At 71.2% G+C, this 18,209-nt stretch carries 10 protein-coding genes and 1 pseudogene; 5 read left to right on the forward strand and 6 right to left on the reverse strand.

What is annotated here, in order from left to right; translation table 11 throughout:
- Nucleotides 1-80: 80 nt before the first annotated feature.
- On the reverse strand, nucleotides 81-1,889 hold the full coding sequence (locus tag LWJ43_RS09565) for a SpoIIE family protein phosphatase (protein ID WP_277335848.1): 1,809 nt from the start codon (nucleotides 1,887-1,889) through the stop codon (nucleotides 81-83).
- Between the two features lie 193 nt (nucleotides 1,890-2,082).
- Complete coding sequence (glgP, locus tag LWJ43_RS09570) at nucleotides 2,083-4,692, reverse strand: alpha-glucan family phosphorylase (RefSeq protein ID WP_277331864.1); 2,610 nt, start codon at nucleotides 4,690-4,692, stop codon at nucleotides 2,083-2,085.
- A gap of 719 nt (nucleotides 4,693-5,411) precedes the next feature.
- Between glgP and LWJ43_RS09575 the strand changes: the two genes are divergently transcribed.
- The 4 genes from LWJ43_RS09575 (at nucleotide 5,412) to glgB (ending at nucleotide 13,484) form a co-directional block, all read left to right on the forward strand.
- Nucleotides 5,412-7,523, forward strand: coding sequence for an alpha-1,4-glucan--maltose-1-phosphate maltosyltransferase (locus LWJ43_RS09575; RefSeq protein WP_277331865.1), 2,112 nt, complete (start codon nucleotides 5,412-5,414; stop codon nucleotides 7,521-7,523).
- Nucleotides 7,520-9,226: a maltose alpha-D-glucosyltransferase gene (gene treS / locus LWJ43_RS09580; RefSeq protein WP_277331866.1), complete on the forward strand. Its 1,707-nt coding sequence runs from the start codon at nucleotides 7,520-7,522 to the stop codon at nucleotides 9,224-9,226. The genes LWJ43_RS09575 and treS overlap by 4 nt, the downstream gene beginning before the upstream one ends.
- A gap of 249 nt (nucleotides 9,227-9,475) precedes the next feature.
- Nucleotides 9,476-10,918 (forward strand): maltokinase N-terminal cap-like domain-containing protein, encoded by a 1,443-nt coding sequence (locus LWJ43_RS09585; RefSeq protein ID WP_277331867.1) that lies wholly within the window; start codon nucleotides 9,476-9,478, stop codon nucleotides 10,916-10,918.
- A gap of 145 nt (nucleotides 10,919-11,063) precedes the next feature.
- Nucleotides 11,064-13,484 carry a 1,4-alpha-glucan branching enzyme gene (glgB, locus tag LWJ43_RS09590; protein WP_277331868.1) on the forward strand — a complete coding sequence of 807 codons (2,421 nt, stop codon included), beginning with the start codon at nucleotides 11,064-11,066 and terminating at the stop codon, nucleotides 13,482-13,484.
- Between the two features lie 76 nt (nucleotides 13,485-13,560).
- Here glgB and LWJ43_RS09595 read toward each other — a convergent pair whose 3' ends face one another.
- The 3 genes from LWJ43_RS09595 to LWJ43_RS09605 form a co-directional block, all read right to left on the reverse strand.
- A complete protein-coding gene (locus LWJ43_RS09595) occupies nucleotides 13,561-14,184 on the reverse strand; it encodes a hypothetical protein (RefSeq protein WP_277331869.1) in 624 nt (207 codons plus the stop codon).
- 85 nt (nucleotides 14,185-14,269) lie between these two features.
- A complete protein-coding gene (gene trxA / locus LWJ43_RS09600) occupies nucleotides 14,270-14,614 on the reverse strand; it encodes a thioredoxin (protein WP_277331870.1) in 345 nt (114 codons plus the stop codon).
- Nucleotides 14,611-15,030, reverse strand: a complete 420-nt coding sequence (locus LWJ43_RS09605) for a MerR family transcriptional regulator (RefSeq protein WP_277331871.1) — start codon at nucleotides 15,028-15,030, stop codon at nucleotides 14,611-14,613. Before LWJ43_RS09605 ends, trxA begins: the two co-directional genes overlap by 4 nt.
- A 126-nt stretch (nucleotides 15,031-15,156) precedes the next feature.
- On the opposite strand from LWJ43_RS09605, the pseudogene LWJ43_RS09610 reads away from it, so the two are divergent.
- Nucleotides 15,157-16,639: pseudogene (locus LWJ43_RS09610) on the forward strand (glycoside hydrolase family 16 protein).
- 143 nt (nucleotides 16,640-16,782) lie between these two features.
- On the opposite strand, the gene LWJ43_RS09615 reads toward LWJ43_RS09610, so the two are convergent.
- Nucleotides 16,783-18,150: a cation:dicarboxylate symporter family transporter gene (locus LWJ43_RS09615; RefSeq protein WP_277331872.1), complete on the reverse strand. Its 1,368-nt coding sequence runs from the start codon at nucleotides 18,148-18,150 to the stop codon at nucleotides 16,783-16,785.
- Between the last annotated feature and the right edge of the window lie 59 nt (nucleotides 18,151-18,209).

Here is an 18,209-nt window from a genome sequence, read left to right on the forward strand (position 1 = left end):
CGCGCACCGGCACGACGGGACGGCCCCGGGGAGCATGCTCCCCGGGGCCGTTCCGTGCGCCCGTGTCCGGAGGAAGGCCGTCAGGAGGACAGGCCCCCGGCCCGGCCGGGTACGTTCTGCTCGGCCCAGACGATCTTCCCGTTCTCCGTACGGCACGAACCCCACCTGCGGCACAGCAGGTTGATGAGCTGGAGCCCCCGGCCACCCTCGTCACTGACGTCGGCGTGCTGGATCTGGGGCAGGTCCGGCCCGGTGTCGGCCAGTTCGACCTGGAGGCGCTCGTCCAGCAGCAGCCGGAGCCGGCCGGGACCGCCGCCGTAGCGCAGGGCGTTGCCGACCAGCTCGCTGACCACCAGTTCCGTCACGTCGGCCAGTTCGGCCAGCTCCCAGCGGGCGAGCTGCTCGGTGACCAGTTTGCGTGCGGTGGAGGCGGGGTTGCCCTCCGTGGGCAGGTCCCACTCCCGCAACAGCACGCCGGGGGTCAGCTCGTGGCCCCCCGCGACCAGCAGCACCGCCTCGTCGAACCGGCCGTCGTCACGCCTGGGCGAGGTGAGCGGGCCGCCGCTGTCCAGCTGCTCGGGTGCCATCGCGGCCACGGACGCGCGCAGGACTTCCAGCTGCACGTCCACGTCGTCGGTGCGCGTCTTGATCAGGCCGTCGGTGTAGAGCACGAGCCGCCCGCCCACCGGGCCGCGCACCCGCAGCGGGTCGTACGGGATCACCCCGGCGCCCAGCGGCGCCCCGACCGGCACGTCGAGATAGCGGGCGGTCCCGCCCTCGTCCACCAGCAGCGGCGGCGGGTGCCCCGCGCTGGCGATCGTGTAGCTGGAGTCCGCCGGGTCGTACACGGCGCACAGGCAGGTGGCGACCTGGTCGTCCTCCAGGTCGCGGGTGGCCAGGTCGAGCCGGGCGAGCAGCCGGTCGGGGGCGATGTCCAGCATCATGAGCGTCCGGGCGACGGTCCGCAGCCGGCCCATCGTGGCGGCGGCGGGCAGACCGTGACCGGTGACGTCGCCGACGACCAGCGCCGTACGCCCGCTGGGGAGCGCCACGACGTCGTACCAGTCACCGCCCACCCCGTGCGCGTCGACGGCCGGCGCGTAGTGGGCGTGCACCCGCAGGCCGGGCGTGTGCGGTGTGGCGCGCGGGAGCAGCGAGCGCTGGAGCGAGACGACATGCTCGCGTTCGCGTCCGTAGAGCCGGGCGTTGTCCATGAACACGGCGGCCATGGAGGCGAGCTGCCCCGCCAGCTCCAGGTCGGCACGGTTGAAGGGCGGGCTGTCACCGGCGCGTACGAAGTCCGCGGAGCCCAGCAGGACACCGCGGGCGATCAGCGGCACCGCCATGTAGCTGTGCACGCCCTGGCGCCGCATCGCCGCTTCCGCGCTGTCCGTCGGCGCGACGCGTCTGTAGTCCCCGGGTGTCATCCGGCCGACCAGTACGGGCCTGGCGTTGCGGAGGCACTCGGTGGTCAGCAGCGTCTCGCGGCGCTCCGACCGGTTCACCACCTCGCCCACCGGGGCGGGTTCGAGCTCTCCGAGGGCGTCGATGGCCCGGACCGCCATGGCACGGGTGACGGGCACGGCGGCGCCGGTGACGCGCTCGCCCTCCTCGCCGTGGAGTACGGACTCCAGCAGGTCGACGGCGGCGGCGTCGGCCAGCCTCGGGACGCTGAACGCCGCCAGTTCCTCGGCCGTGCGCTCCAGGTCCAGCGTCGTGCCGATACGGGTGCTCGCCTCGTTGAGCCAGCGCATCCGGGACGCTGTGGTGAAGCGGTCACCCCGGGGCGGTGCGGGTTCCGTCCGGCGGCTGCGCAGTCGGCGGGAGCTGCCGCTCCGCACGGCCAGCCGACGGGTCAGGCGTCTCGCTCGGCCTCCGCCGCCGTTCACCGTGCTGACCTCCACTCGCGTCCTGCCGGACGCCTCGCTCGTCACGTCGGTGGCTGCTGGACAGCGCCATCAAGGCTGTCATGTTAGCGAGATAGCGGCGAAAACACCCCTGCCGGACGACCGGTACGGAATCCGGGCACGCCGGTGGGCCCGGCGCCGGGACACGCGCCGGGCCCACCACGGGCACAGGGAGTCAGCGCAGCAGCATCCCGCCGCCGTCGGCCGTGGACGCGTTCGGCACCGCGACGAGGCCCAGTTCCGCGCCCGAGGCGAGCAGCGGATGGGCGGGCAGGACGCGCACGGTGTAGCCGTAGGGGCCCGTACGGTCGAGGGCGAGCGGCCCCTCGTACAGCCAGCGGTCCTCCAGGTCGTGACCGCCCGCCGGTTTCAACGGGAACGTCCGGGCCTCCGCGATGGCGTCCCCGGAGTCGACCCGCCCGGCGACCACCTGCACCTCGACGTCCTCCGGGTCGAGACCGCCCAGGGCGATCCGGACGCGGAGCGCGAGGGTGGACCCCAACTCGGCGGAGCCGCCGACGACCGTGTCGGCGGTGGCCTCCACGTGATCGACGGTCACCTGCGGCCAGGCCGCGCGGACCCTGGTCTTCCACGCGGCGAGGTCGCGGGCGGCCGCGGGCTCCAGCGCCCGGCGGGAGCGTGCCGCGGGTGCGTAGAGCCTTTCGACGTACTCACGCACCATGCGGCCCGCGAGGACCTTGGGGCCGAGGTCGGCCAGGGTGCTGCGGACCATCTCGATCCACCGCTCGGGCAGGTCCTCGGCGTTGCGGTCGTAGAAGCGGGGGGCGACCCGGTCCTCGATGAGCGCGTAGAGGGCGTTGGCCTCCAGCTCGTCGCGCCGTTCCTCGTCGGTGGCGGACCCGTCGGCGGTGGGGATCGCCCAGCCGAAGTCGGGCCCGAACCATTCGTCCCACCAGCCGTCGCGCACGGAGAGGTTGAGGCAGCCGTTGAGCGCGGCCTTCATTCCACTGGTGCCGCAGGCCTCCAGGGGGCGCAGCGGGTTGTTGAGCCAGACGTCGCAGCCCGGGTAGAGCTTCCGGGCCATCCCCATGCCGTAGTCCGGCAGGAAGACGATGCGGTGGCGCACCCGGGGATCGTCCGCGAACCGCACGAGCTCCTGGATGAGCCGCTTGCCGCCGTCGTCTGCCGGGTGGGCCTTGCCGGCGACGACGATCTGGATCGGGTGCGTCGGGTGGAGCAGCAGCTCCCGGAGCCGGTCGCGGTCGTGCAGCATGAGCGTCAGCCGCTTGTACGAGGGCACCCGGCGGGCGAAGCCGATGGTCAGGACGTCCGGGTCGAGCACGCCGTCGATCCAGCCGAGTTCGGCGGTGCCCGCGCCCCGGCCGCGCCAGGAGGCGTGGAGGCGTCTGCGCACCTCGGCGACGAGCTGCTCACGCAGTCCCCTGCGGAGGTCCCAGATCTCGCGGTCGGGGACGGCGTCCAGGTGCCCGGCCGGCCCGTCCCCGGTGGTGTCCCTCGCGCCGGCTCCGAGGCGCAGGACCTCGGGCGCGACCCAGGTCGGGGCGTGCACCCCGTTCGTCACCGAGGTGATCGGCACCTCGGAGGGGTCGAATCCCGGCCACAGCCCGGAGAACATCTCCCGGCTCACGGCTCCGTGCAGGGTGGAGACCCCGTTGGCCCGCTGGGCGAGCCGCAGTCCCATCACCGCCATGTTGAAGAGGCCGGGCTCACCGCCGTCGTAGGTCTCCATGCCGAGGCGCAGGATCTTCTCGGCCCCGACGCCCGGCAGCTCGCCGTCGTCGCCGAAGTGACGGGCCACGAGCTGGCGGTCGAAACGGTCTATCCCGGCGGGGACCGGGGTGTGGGTGGTGAAGACAGCGCCGGCCCGCACGACCTCCAGGGCGGCGTCGAAGTCCAGGCCCTTCTCCGAGAGTTCCCTGATCCTCTCCAGGCCGAGGAATCCGGCGTGCCCCTCGTTGGTGTGGAACACCTCGGGGTCCGCGTGCCCGGTCAGCCTGCAGTAGGTGCGCACGGCGCGCACGCCGCCGATGCCGAGGAGCATCTCCTGCAGGAGCCGGTGGTCGCTGCCGCCGCCGTAGAGCCGGTCGGTGACGTCGCGTTCGCCGGGCGCGTTCTCCTCGACGTCGGAGTCGAGGAGCAGCAGCGGGACGCGCCCGACCTGGGCCTGCCAGATCGACGCGTACAGCGAGCGGCCGCCGGGCAGGGCGAGCACCACCCGGCTGGGTGTGCCGTCGGCCTCCCGCAGGAGGGTGAGCGGCAGCTCGTTGGGGTCGAGGACGGGGTAGTGCTCCTGCTGCCAGCCGTCCCGGGACAGGCTCTGGCGGAAGTAGCCGTGCCGGTAGAGCAGGCCGACCCCGATGAGCGGCACGCCCAGGTCGCTGGCGGCCTTCAGATGGTCACCGGCCAGGATGCCCAGGCCCCCCGAGTACTGGGGCAGGGCGGCGGTGACACCGAATTCGGGTGAGAAGTAGGCGATGGCGGCGGGGAGCTCCGCGCCCTGGGCGAGCTGGTTCTGGTACCACCTCGGTCCGCCGAGGTACTCCCGCAGGTCCTCGGACACCTCGGCGAGCCTGCGCATGAAGTGCTGGTCCCCGGCCAGCTCGGCGAGGCGCGCCGCGGGGACGGTGCCGAGCAGGCGCACGGGGTCGGTGTCGGAGGGGCGCCGGCCCTCCGGGTCGGCCGCACGGAAGAGCTCTTGGGTCTCGGTGTGCCAGGACCAGCGCAGGTTACGGGCGAGGTCGCTGAGCGGTCGCAGGGGTTCGGGGAGGACGGGACGCACGGTGAATCGACGAATGGCCTTCACGTATCCCACCTTTACAGGGGACGTACGGATCCGAGGGGACGCACGACGGTGGGCGCCCTCTCCGTCACCCTCGACGTCAGCGGCGGGCCGTCGCACTCGGCCACGGCGCGCGACCGGCGCGGGCGTCGTCACCGGGTCCGGCCCGGTGCGGGCCGACCGCCCACGCCCCGGGCGCTGCACGGTGTGCGCCCTCTCCCTGCCGCCTCCTGGAACACCCCTGTCTCCGGGGCCGCACCAGTACCTTCGGTCCCGGGCGCCCCATGGGCCAGATGCGCCAGTTACGTACCCGTCTGTCACGGGCGATATGGCTGATTTCCCCTCCCCTCGCGGACTTGTGGCACCCCGCACCACAGGGAAGGCTGCGGAGGTGCCCGCGTGGCGGCCGGGGGACCGGCGCGCGGCCCACGGTGCGTGCACCGGTTGCATCGCGGAGTTGACACACCGCCGGGTCGGCAGCCCGCAAGCGGTGGGAAGGCTCCCCCGGTAACACTCCCGCGCTGCACATCCCAGGTGCCCCGGTCCGAGCCCGAACCGCCCGCGCACCTGCCATTCGAGTGCCATTCGAGTGAATGCGGACAGGAGCGGCCATGCCCACAGCCCGCCAGCCGACGACCGAGCAGCTACAAAGGACGCAACCCCACCATCGCGGCGCGCGCGGTCAGCCCTTCACGCCCACGTCGCGCGCCGTGCATGCCGAGCTCCGACCCCCAGGTGATTCCATGATCGGTCGCATTCCCGTCCTGGACGTCCGTCCGCTCGTCGACTGCGGCAGACGGCCCGCCAAAGCCGTCGCGGGCGAGACCTTCGAGGTCAGCGCCACCGTGTTCCGCGAGGGCCACGACGCCGTGGCCGCCAACGTCGTCCTGTGCGACGCGAACGGACGGCCCGGCCCCTGGACGCCGATGCGCGAGCTCGCCCCCGGCACGGACCGCTGGGGCGCCGACGTCACCCCCGGCTCCGAGGGCGTCTGGACGTACACCGTCGAGGCGTGGAGCGACCCCGTCACCACCTGGCGCGCACACGCGCAGATCAAGATCCCCGCAGGCATCGACACCGCGCTCGTCCTGGACGAGGGGGCCGAGCTGTACGCCCGCGCCGCCGAGGGAGTCCCCAAGAAGGACGGGCGCGAGGCCGTGCTCGCCGCCGTCGACGCACTGCGCGACGCGTCCCTCCCGGCGGCCTCCCGGCTGGCGGCCGCGCTGACCGCGGAGGTGGACGAGGCCCTCGGCCGCCACCCCCTGCGCGAACTGGTCACCGCGTCCCGGCCGCTGCCGCTGACCGTCGAGCGACGGCGTGCCCTGTACGGCTCCTGGTACGAGCTGTTCCCTCGCTCGGAGGGTGTGCGGCAGGAGCCGGTGGCTCCCCCGAAGCCCGCCCGGAAGCCGAGGGCCACGAAGACCGCCAAGACCGCCAAGACATCAGCCGCCGCCACGCGGAGGAAGACCCCCGCGGTCACGGCGGAGATCCCGCGGCCGGCGGCCACCCGGACGGTCGGCGGAACCTTCCGCACCGCCGCCGAGCGGCTTCCCGCCGTCGCCGCGATGGGGTTCGACGTCGTCTATCTGCCGCCGATCCACCCCATCGGCACCACCCACCGCAAGGGCCCCAACAACAGCCTGTCCCCCGGAGCCGACGACCCGGGCGTCCCCTGGGCGATCGGGTCGGCCGAGGGCGGCCACGACACCGTCCATCCGGACCTCGGCACGCTGGAGGACTTCGACCACTTCGTCGCGGCCGCCCGCACCCTGCGGATGGAGATCGCGCTGGACTTCGCCCTGCAGTGCTCCCCGGACCACCCCTGGGTGACGGAGCATCCTGAGTGGTTCCACCACCGCGCCGACGGGTCGATCGCGTACGCCGAGAACCCGCCCAAGAAGTACCAGGACATCTATCCGATCGCGTTCGACGCGGATCTCGCCGGGATCGTCCGCGAGACGGTCCGCATCCTGCGGTTCTGGATGGAGCGCGGCGTGCGGATCTTCCGCGTCGACAATCCGCACACCAAGCCGGTGGTCTTCTGGGAGAAGGTGATCGCAGACGTCAACCGCACCGACCCGGACGTGATCTTCCTGGCGGAGGCCTTCACCCGTCCCGCGATGATGCGCACACTGGCCGCCGTCGGCTTCCAGCAGTCGTACACCTACTTCACCTGGCGTAACACGAAGCGGGAACTCACCGAGTACGTGACCGAGCTTTCGGGCGAGAGTTCCTCGTACATGCGGCCCAACTTCTTCGTGAACACGCCCGACATTCTTCCGGGTTACCTCCAGGAGGGCGGCCGTCCCGCCTTCGAGACCCGGGCCGTGCTGGCCGCGACGCTGTCCCCGTCCTGGGGCGTGTACGCGGGCTTCGAGCTGTGCGAGAACACCCCGGTGCATCCCGGGAGCGAGGAGTACCAGGACTCCGAGAAGTACCAACTCAGGCCCAGGGACTGGGAGTCGGCGGAACGTGAGGGCCGCTCGCTCGCTCCCCTGATCACCTCCCTCAACCGGATCCGCCGTCGCCATCCGGCACTCCAGCAACTGCGCAACGTGCACTTCCACTCGGTCGACAACGAGGCGCTGATCGCCTACAGCAAGCGCTCCGGTTCGGACATCGTTCTGGTGGTCGTCAACCTCGATCCTCACCACACCCAGGAGGCCACGGTCTCGTTGGACATGCCGCGTCTCGGCCTCGACCGGCACGAGAGCGTGCCGGTGCGCGACGAGCTCACCGGCGACACCTATCACTGGGGCAGGACCTTCTACGTGCGTCTCGAGCCGGGTGTGACACCGGCGCACATCGCGGTCCTGCGACCGTCCCCGCCGACCGGAGGGTCACCCACACCATGATCGTCAATGAGCCTGTCCACGACCTGTTCGAGGACACTCCCGCCAAGGACCGCGATCCCGACTGGTTCAAGCGCGCCGTCTTCTACGAGGTACTCGTCCGGTCCTTCCAGGACTCCAACGGGGACGGCGTGGGCGACCTCAAGGGCCTCACCGCCAAGCTCGACTACCTGCAGTGGCTGGGCGTCGACTGCCTCTGGCTGCCGCCGTTCTTCAAGTCACCGCTGCGCGACGGTGGTTACGACGTCTCCGACTACACCGCCGTGCTGCCCGAGTTCGGCGACCTCGCCGACTTCGTGGAGTTCGTCGACGCCGCGCACCAGCGCGGCATGCGCGTGATCATCGACTTCGTCATGAACCACACGAGCGACCAGCACGACTGGTTCCAGCAGTCCCGCACCGACCCCGACGGGCCGTACGGCGACTACTACGTCTGGGCCGACGACGACAAGCAGTTCCCGGACGCGCGGATCATCTTCGTCGACACGGAGACGTCCAACTGGACCTTCGACCCGGTCCGCAAGCAGTACTACTGGCACCGGTTCTTCTCGCACCAGCCGGATCTCAACTACGAGAACCCGGCGGTGCAGGAGGAGATCGTCTCGGCCCTGCGCTTCTGGCTGGACCTCGGCATCGACGGCTTCCGGGTCGACGCGGTGCCCTACCTCTACCAGCGCGAGGGCACCAACTGCGAGAACCTCCCCGAGACCCACGACTTCCTCAAGCGCGTCCGCAAGGAGATCGACGCCAACTACCCGGACACGGTCCTGCTGGCCGAGGCCAACCAGTGGCCGGAGGACGTCGTCGACTACTTCGGCGACTACACCGCCGGCGGCGACGAGTGCCACATGGCGTTCCACTTCCCCGTGATGCCCCGGATCTTCATGGCCGTACGGCGCGAGAGCCGCTACCCGGTCTCGGAGATCCTGGCGAAGACCCCGGCGATCCCGTCCGGCTGCCAGTGGGGCATCTTCCTCCGCAACCACGACGAGCTCACGCTCGAGATGGTGACGGACGAGGAGCGGGACTACATGTACGCGGAGTACGCCAAGGATCCGCGGATGCGGGCCAACATCGGCATCCGCCGGCGCCTGGCGCCGCTCCTGGACAACGACCGCAACCAGATCGAGCTGTTCACGGCGCTGCTGCTGTCCCTGCCCGGCTCCCCGATCCTCTACTACGGGGACGAGATCGGGATGGGCGACAACATCTGGCTGGGCGACCGCGACGCCGTGCGCACCCCGATGCAGTGGACACCCGACCGCAACGCCGGTTTCTCGTCCAGTGACCCGGGACGGCTCTACCTGCCCACGATCATGGACCCGGTCTACGGCTACCAGGTCACCAACGTCGAGGCGTCCATGGCCTCGCCGTCGTCGCTGCTCCACTGGACGCGGCGGATGATCGAGATCCGCAAGCAGAACCCCGCGTTCGGCCTCGGCTCGTACAGCGAACTGCCGTCCTCGAACCCGGCGGTGATCGCGTTCACCCGTGAGTACAAGGACGACCTCGTGCTCTGCGTCCACAACTTCTCGCGGTTCGCGCAGCCCACGGAGCTCGATCTGCGGGACTTCGACGGGCGTCATCCGGTGGAGCTGATCGGCGGGGTCCGCTTCCCCGCCGTGGGTCAGTGGCCCTACCTGCTGACTCTCGCGGGCCACGGTTTCTACTGGTTCAGGCTGCGGAAGGACGCTCCGGTCAGCTGACCGCCGGTGACGGACGGCTGACGGCGCCTCACCGCCGAGGCGCCACCCGCGGGGCGGTTTCCGCCGCCCCGCACGGGGCACTCTCCCCCATATCGAGCCCTTCCGTGCTCCATCGGGCCCTTCGGGCCTATTGATCAAGTCCGTACGGACTTTCCTCACCCGACACGTCCCGCACAGCCGGACAGCCATTGCCGCAATCCGGGACACTCTTCGCATCCTGTGGTGTGCCCGGGGAAAGGACGCGATGCCATGTCGGAGGCTGCATCCACTCGAGTCGCCCTGGCGAAGAGCACAACATCCAGAAAGACGACAAGAAGACACTCGACGAGCACCACGGGCACCACGGCGCTGCTGCCGTCACTCGCCCCACTGCTCCACGAGTGGGTACCCCGCCAGCGGTGGTTCGCGGGCAAGGGCCGGCCCGTCACCGGTTTCTCGTTGGTGGCGGCGACGGAGATACTGCCCCTGGACGCCACGGCCACGGGACCCGGGCTGCTCCACCTGCTCGTCCGCGTCCACCAGCCGGACAGCAGGCAGGCACATCCCCAGGGTGACTGCTACCAGCTCCTCCTCGGCGTACGCACCGCGCTGCCCCAGCGGCTCGCCGGGGCACGCATCGGCCAGGTCGCCGATGGGCCGCTGGCCGGGCGCACGCTGTACGAGGGACTGCACGACCCGCGCGTCGCCGACCTTCTGCTGGAACGATTCCGTAACCCCGGGTCACTCGGACCCCTCCGCTTCGACCGTGCCGAGCCCATCCCCCCGGGCCTCACCCCGCGCGTCCTGGACACCGAGCAGTCCAACTCCTCGCTCGTCTACGGGGACGCCTTCATCCTGAAGATCTTCCGCAGGGTCTTCCCTGGCACCAACCCCGACCTCGAACTGCCGTTGGCGCTCAGCCGTGAGGGCTGCGGACGGGTACCCGCCCCGGTGGCCTGGTTCGAGGCGGCCTCCGGCCCGGAGCCGCTCACGCTCGGCGTACTGCAGCCGTTCCTGAGCGGCGCGCGGGACGGCTGGCAGCTCGCGCTGGCCGCCCTGGCCGCCGGGCGGGACTTCCTGCCCGAGGCGCACGCGCTCGGGCGGGCCACCGCCGAGGTGCACACGGCGCTCGCCGCCGCGCTCCCGACACCGCCCCTGCCCCACGACCGGACGAAGCACCTGGTGGCCGGGATGGTGGAACGGCTGGAGGCCGCCGCCCAGGCGGTCCCGGCGCTCGTCCCGTACGTACCGGCCCTGCGGACCGCCTTCGACGCCGTCGCCGCGCTCGGGGAGACCGGACGCGGCTGGGACGCGCAGCGGGTCCACGGGGATCTGCACCTCGGCCAGACCCTGTGCGGGGACGACGGTTTCTGGTCTCTGATCGACTTCGAGGGCGAGCCGGCCAGGCCGCTGCCGGAGCGCCGGAGCCCTCAGCCGACGGTGCGTGACGTGGCGGGGATGCTCCGGTCCTTCGACTACGCGGCCCGCTCGCACCATCCGTGGAACCCGGAGTGGGCGGCTCGCTGCCGCACCGCGTACTGCGAGGGCTACGCCGAAGCGGCGGGCTCCGATCCACGTGGCGAACCGGAGCTTCTCCGCGCCCACGAGACCGACAAGGCGGTGTACGAGGTGCTCTACGAGGCCCGCCACCGCCCCGACTGGCTGCCGGTCCCCATGGCCGCGATCCAGCGTCTCGCCGCCGCACCGGCGTGACCTCCGCCCCCTCCCCCTCCGTCTCCCACCACTCCCTCCGAGTTCCGGGGGCCCGGACCTTCCGGCCCCCGCCCCTCGGAGTGCCCGAGTCCCCCGAGTCCCCCGAGCGTTCCGATCCCCCGAGCCTTCCGAGGAGGCAGTCCCTGTGACCGCCCGCAAGCCGTCCCGCAAGCCGTCCGATCCCATCGAGACCCCGCCCACGCCCAAGCCGGTGACCGCCGAGGTCACCGGTCCGGCCGCGCCTCCGGCCACCTCCGCCCGGCCAGGCGCGGACACGCCCGCGGAGCCCACCCCGGCGGCTCCCGCCAAACGGCCCCGCGCCAGGAGGACGACGGCCGCGGCCTCCGGAACCCCGCCCCGCCCGCGCCGCGGCGGGGGCAGCAAGAACGTGCTGCCCGCCAACGTCCTGGACGACGCCGACCGGGGCCGCCTGCTCGCCGGTGAGCACCACGACCCGCACGGAGTCCTGGGCGCGCACCCGACCTCGGGCGGAGTGCTCTTCCGGGCGCTGCGCCCCTACGCACGCTCGGTGACCGTGCTGGCCGGGGACAAACGGGCCGAGCTGCAGAGCGACGGCGACGGCTTCTTCTCCGGCGTCCTGGCGCTGCCGGCCGTGCCCGACGGGTACCGCCTGAAGGTCGCCTACGACGACAACACGATCGAGGTGGACGACCCGTACCGCTTCCTGCCCGCCATCGGCGAACTCGACCTGCACCTCATCGGCGAGGGCAGGCACGAGGAGCTCTGGAAGGCGCTCGGGGCACAGCCGATGGAGCACCAGGGCGTGGCGGGCACCCGGTTCACCGTCTGGGCGCCGAACGCGCGAGGGGTCCGCGTCGCCGGCGACTTCAACTACTGGGACGGTACGGCCTTCCCCATGCGCTCCCTCGGGTCCACCGGCGTGTGGGAGCTCTTCCTCCCCGGCGTCGGCGAGGGCGCCGTGTACAAGTACGACATCTGCCGGCCCGACGGCTCGCACACGCAGCGCGCCGACCCGATGGCCCGTCACACCGAAGTGCCGCCCGCCACCGCCTCGGTGGTCACCGCCTCGCACCACGAGTGGCAGGACACCGACTGGATGGCGCACCGGGGTGACCGCCCGGTCCACGAGTCCCCGTTCTCCGTCTACGAGATCCACCTCCCCTCCTGGCGGCCGGGCCTCACCTACCGCCAGCTCGCCGCCCAACTGCCCTCCTATGTAAGGGAACTCGGCTTCACGCACGTGGAGCTGATGCCCGTCTCGGAGCATCCGTTCGGCGGCTCCTGGGGCTACCAGGTCACCGGCTTCTTCGCCCCGACGTCCCGCATGGGCACCCCCGACGACTTCCGCTTCCTGGTCGACGCGCTGCACGCGGCGGGCATCGGGGTCCTCATGGACTGGGTGCCGGCCCACTTCCCCCGCGACGACTGGGCGCTCGCCGAGTTCGACGGCCGCCCGCTGTACGAGCACTCCGACCCCAACCGGGCCGCGCACCCGGACTGGGGCACCCTGGAGTTCGACTACGGCCGCAAGGAGGTGCGCAACTTCCTGGTCTCCAACGCCACGTACTGGTGCGAGGAGTTCCACATCGACGGGCTGCGGGTCGACGCGGTCGCCTCGATGCTCTACCTCGACTACTCCCGCGAGGACGGCCAGTGGTCGCCGAACGAGTTCGGGGGCCGGGAGAACCTGGACGCGGTCGCCTTCCTCCAGGAGATGAACGCGACGGTCTACCGCCGCAACCCCGGTGTCGTCACGATGGCCGAGGAGTCCACCGCCTGGGACGGCGTCACCCGCGCCACGGACCACGGCGGCCTGGGCTTCGGCCTGAAGTGGAACATGGGCTGGATGCACGACTCCCTCGTCTACATGTCCAAGGAGCCCGTCCACCGCAAGTACCACCACGACGAGATGACCTTCTCGATGGTGTACGCGTACAGCGAGAACTACGTGCTGCCGGTCTCGCACGACGAGGTGGTGCACGGCAAGCAGGCCCTGGTGAGCAAGATGCCCGGGGACTGGTGGCAGCGGCGCGCGAACCATCGCGCCTACCTCGGCTACATGTGGGCCCACCCCGGCAAGCAACTGCTCTTCATGGGGCAGGAGTTCGCACAGGGAGCGGAGTGGTCCGAGGGGCATGGCCCGGACTGGTGGCTGCTCGACGAGACCTACGAGGCCTCCGGTGACCACCGGGGCGTTCGCACCCTGGTCACGGACCTCAACGCGGTCTACAACGCGCTGCCCGCACTCTGGCAGCGGGACACGTCTCCGGAGGGCTTCAGCTGGATCGACGGCGGCGCGGCGGAGGACAACGCCTTCGCGTTCGTCCGGTACGACGCGGACGGATCGCCGCTGATCGCCGTCTCCCACTTCTCCCCGGTGGTGCGCGACGGCTACCGCATCGGCGTCCCGGACGGGCCCGAGGCCTGGGTGGAGGTCCTCAACACGGACGCGGCACGGTACGGCGGCAGCGACGTGCGCAACGAGGAGCCACTGAAGCCTGAGGCGGTACCGGCGCACGGCAGGGGGACGAGCGTGACGCTGACGCTGCCTCCGCTGGCGACGGTGTGGCTGCGGCCGGCCTGACGGGACGGGACATCGAAGAGGGGCGGCACACCTGGAGGTCCAGGTGTGCCGCCCCTCTTCGGTGCCGGTGTGCCGCTCAGTCGTGCCGGGGGCGCCAGCGCCTAGATTCCCGTACGGCACTCAGGGCGGCCAGACCGGCCACGAGCACCGCCAGCAGACACAGCACGGCCACCGAGGCGCTCAGCATCTGGGGCGGCAGCTCCCCGTTCCTCGGCGGTGTCGTGTAGGGGAGGGTCACCCAGACCGCGCTAACCGCACCCAGTACGGCTGCGGCGCACAGGGGCGCGGCAAGAGTCCAGGCGGCCACCGTCACGTACACCCGACGTCTCCCGGTCACCACGGACACCGGTGCGATGGAACGGGCGAAGCGCACAACTTCGGCGAGGCAGTTCAACGCGGCTGCCAGCGCCACCAGTCCCACCCCCGCAACACCGAGGACAGTCACCCAGCGCAGTTGAGAGGAGAGCAGGACAGCCCCTCCTATCCACCCCTGTCCCACACTCTCGACGAGGGCCCCGGGGCCCAGCACGGCGAGTGCGTCCCGCTTGAGCCGTCCCAGCGGGAGCGTCTCGCCCTGTGACGAGTACACGATGAGCACGTTGCCCTGACGGGCGGCAAGGGCGCCGTGGCTCACGCGGGCGGCCGCCGGCGCGGCGGCCACCGGGCTGGCTGCGGCCGTGAGCGCGAGGGTGGCGGCCACGGTTGAGGTCCACGCGAGAACTGGTCGGCTCCGCATGCGAGTGGACCGTACATCAATGTTTCCGCGATGTTGAGGAGGCGGAAGGTCAGACCGCCGCGGGCAGTACGTCCTCCAGCTCCTGGAGCAACCGGCGCTTGGGCCGGGCGCCGACCATCGACTTCACCGGTTCGCCGTCCCGGAAGACCATCAGGGTCGGCATCGACAGCACCGCGTAGCGGCTGGTGATCCCCGGGTTGTGGTCCACGTCGATCTGTACGACCTCGAGCCGGCCGGCCTCCTCCTTCGCGATCGCGCCGAGTACCGGGGCCAGCTGACGGCACGGGCCGCACCAGTCGGCGGTGAATTCGACCAGCACCGGGATCCCGGCTCCCAGGACCTTCTCGTCGAACGTGGCGTCGGTCACCTCGGCCACACCTTCTGCGTGGATCATCGTTTCTCGTCCTCCCAGTTCAGTTCGCACCGTGGTTCGGGGCCTCCCGGCACCTCGGCCGAGGCCTCCAGTTCGGCGCGGGTCAGCTGTGCGCCCACCTCCGCCCGGACGCCCTGCAACTGGCCGATGAGCGCGTCCAGTTCCCCGAGCTTGCGCCGGTAGACGGCCAGCGAGGCCGGGCAGGAGTCGCCCGCCGGGTGGCCGGCGCGCAGGCAGTCGACGAAGGGGCGGGTCTCCTCCAGGTCGAACCCGAAGTCCTGAAGGGTCCGGATCTGCTGGACCATCCGCAGGTCGCCCTCGTCGTACGTGCGGTAGCCGTTCTCCGCGCGGCGCGCGTGCAGCAGGCCCCGCGACTCGTAGTACCGCAGCGTCCGTGTCGTCGTCCCGGCGCGTTCGGCCAGCTCCCCGATTCGCATACCGCGACCGTATTCCTTGACGTCGGCGTCAAGGCAAGCCGCTCGGCTCCTTCGGGAAGTAGAGGCGCCGGGGCCATTGACGGCCGCCCCGGGTGCATCTAGACAAGTCTGAGAGCGCTCTCATCAATGACCTTCCCGGCACGTCCCCCACCGGAGGTTCCCTTGCGTACGAGCCGCACCATCCCCCACAGACGCACGACGTTGCTCGCCTCCCTCACCGCCCTGGCCCTCACCTTCGCCGCCGTGCTCACCGTCGCCGGTTCCGGGTCCGCCCGCGGTGACGTGCCGACGACGCCCGGCTGGAACCTGCAGTGGAGCGACGACTTCAACGGCGCGAACCGCACCCTGCCGTCCTCGGCGAACTGGCAGATCGACACGGGGCACGGCTATCCCGGAGGCCCGGGCAACTGGGATCCAGAACTACACCGCCAGCCCCGACAACGTCAGCCTCGACGGCAGCGGCAACCTCCGCATCACCCCGCTGCGCGACGGTGCGGGCAACTGGACCTCCGGCCGCATCGAGACCAAGCGGGCCGACTTCAAGGCCCCGGCCGGCGGCACCCTGCGCATCGAGGGCCGCGTCCAGATGCCGAACGTGACCGGCAACGCGGCCCTCGGCTACTGGCCGGCCTTCTGGGCACTCGGATCGCCGTACCGGGGCAACTACTGGAACTGGCCGGGCATCGGCGAGTTCGACATCATGGAGAACGTCAACGGCATCAACTCCGTCTGGGGCGTCCTGCACTGCGGGGTCAACCCCGGCGGCCCGTGCAACGAGACCACCGGCCTCGGCAACAGCCGCACCTGCCCCGGCGCGAGCTGCCAGTCCGCCTTCCACACCTACCGGTTCGAGTGGGACCGCGCCGTCACCCCCAACGCCCTGCGCTGGTACGTCGACGACCAGCTCTTCCACAGCGTCACCCAGAGCCAGCTGCCCGCCGCGACCTGGGCGAACATGACGGACCACGCCGGATACTTCCTCCTGCTGAACCTCGCCGTCGGCGGGGCCTTCCCGAACGCGCTCGGCGGCTCCACCCCGACCGCCGAGACGGTGCCGGGGCGGCCCATGCTGGTCGACTACGTGGGCGTCTGGACCAAGGGCGGCGGGACCACCGAACCGCCCACGGATCCGCCGACCGGCTCCTCCACCCTCGTCCTGCGTAGCGCCGGCGGCCTCGGCGCGGCGCAGTCCACCGCCTCCTCGGTGACGGTCGCCTCGGCCGGCGGCGGCAACTACGACGGCACCCCGCACAACCCGCAGACCTTCACGGCGACGGGCGTCACCCGGGCGTACGACGGCGGCTCGACCCAGTTCGACGTGTTCGCCGACTCGGGCACCAGCATCGCGAACGGGCAGCAGGTACGGGTTAGTTACGACCGTACGGGCGACGGGACCTGGGACCGCACGGAGACGTACGACTACTTCGCCACCGATCCCGTCAACGGGTTCGAGCACTACACCCAGGCCAAGGGCCTCAAGGCCTCCACCGGGAGCCACGGCAATCTGTCCAACGGCACGGTGAGGGTCGAGATCTGGAACGCCATCGGCAACGGTACGAGTTCCGTGGGCGTCGGCAACCAGTCGGTGGTCCACATCCCGTACGGCTGAGGCAGCGCCGTCCGCGGGCGCGGGACGGGAGCCGCGTTCCGGCCCGTGCCGGGCGGCCGGTGAGCGCGTGCCCCGGCCTGAGGTCCCGGACACGCGGATGCGGCCGGTACGGGAGTCCCCGTACCGGCCGCATCGTCACACAGTTACACCTTGGCGAGCGAGGGCTTCTCCTCGCCGCCGTCCCTGGCCTCGGGGACCTCGGCGTCCGCGGGGGCGTGGTCGTCCGTCATCGTCTTCTCGTCGAACGGAAGGGCGCCGGAGAGGACCTGGTCCACCCGCTCCCGGTCGATCTCCTTGGTCCAGGTGCCGACCAGCACCGTGGCGACCGCGTTGCCCGCGAAGTTCGTCAGGGCGCGGGCCTCGCTCATGAAGCGGTCGATGCCGACGATCAGGCCGACCCCGTCGACGAGCTCGGGGCGGTGCGACTGGAGGCCGCCGGCGAGGGTGGCGAGGCCGGCGCCGGTGACGCCCGCCGCACCCTTGGAGGCGATCACCATGAAGACCAGCAGCGAGATCTGCTCACCGATGGTCAGCGGGTCGCCCGTCGCGTTGGCGATGAAGAGCGAGGCCATCGTGAGGTAGATCGCGGTGCCGTCGAGGTTGAAGGAGTAGCCGGTCGGCACGGTGATGCCGACGACGGGCTTGCTGACGCCCATGTGCTCCATCTTCGCGATCAGCCGCGGAAGGGCCGACTCGGAGGAGGAGGTGGAGAGGATCAGCAGGAACTCACGGCCCAGGTACTTCAGCAGGGTGAAGATGTTGACCCCGGCGACCAGGCGCAGGATCGCGCCCAGGATCACGAAGACGAAGAGCGCACAGGTGACGTAGAAGCCGATCATGATGATCGCGAGTGACTTGAGCGCGTCCACGCCGGTCTCGCCGACCACCGCCGCCATCGCGCCGAAGGCGCCGACCGGGGCCGCCCACATGATCATGGCGAGGATGCGGAAGACGAGGCGCTGGATGTGCCCGATGCCGCGCAGGACCGGCTCACCGGCCGAGCCCATGGCCTGGAGCGCGAAGCCCGCGAGCAGGGCGATGAGCAGGGTCTGCAGGACCTCGCCCTCGGTGAAGGCGGACACCATGGTGGTGGGGATGATGCCGAGCAGGAAGTCGACGGTGGACTCGCTGGCACCCGAGGCCTGCTTCTCACCGGCGGCGCGGGCCGCCTCGGTGAGGTGGAGGCTGGAACCCGGCTCCAGGAGGTTGCCGACGACCAGGCCGATGGCCAGGGCGACGGTCGACATCACCAGGAAGTAGCCGAGGGCCAGACCGCCGACGGCGCCGACCTTGGCGGCCTTCCGTACGGAGCCGACCCCGAGCACGATCGTGCAGAAGATGATCGGCGAGATCATCATCTTGATGAGGTTGACGAAGCCTGTACCGATCGGCTTCAGCTCCACGGCGAAGTCCGGAACCACCAGGCCCACCGTGATGCCCAGCACCACGGCGGCGATCACGGCGATGTACAGATAGTGGGTGCGGTCCCGTCGTGCGGCTTTCTCTGCCACGGGGGTCTCCTCGGGTATGCGGCGGCTCCCCGTCCCTGGGGGCCCCGGTGACTATTCAC

Source organism: Streptomyces sp. JH34 (assembly GCF_029428875.1).
In the GTDB taxonomy this organism is placed as follows: Bacteria; Actinomycetota; Actinomycetes; order Streptomycetales; family Streptomycetaceae; genus Streptomyces.

What these genes read in the sequence shown, in the direction of transcription:
- LWJ43_RS09575 (WP_277331865.1), top strand. Translation starts at nt 5,412, where the DNA reads ATGATCGGTCGCATTCCCGTCCTGGACGTCCGTCCGCTCGTCGACTGC.
- treS (WP_277331866.1), top strand. Translation starts at nt 7,520, where the DNA reads ATGATCGTCAATGAGCCTGTCCACGACCTGTTCGAGGACACTCCCGCC.
- LWJ43_RS09585 (WP_277331867.1), top strand. Translation starts at nt 9,476, where the DNA reads ATGTCGGAGGCTGCATCCACTCGAGTCGCCCTGGCGAAGAGCACAACA.
- trxA (WP_277331870.1), bottom strand. Translation starts at nt 14,614, where the DNA reads ATGATCCACGCAGAAGGTGTGGCCGAGGTGACCGACGCCACGTTCGAC.
- LWJ43_RS09605 (WP_277331871.1), bottom strand. Translation starts at nt 15,030, where the DNA reads ATGCGAATCGGGGAGCTGGCCGAACGCGCCGGGACGACGACACGGACG.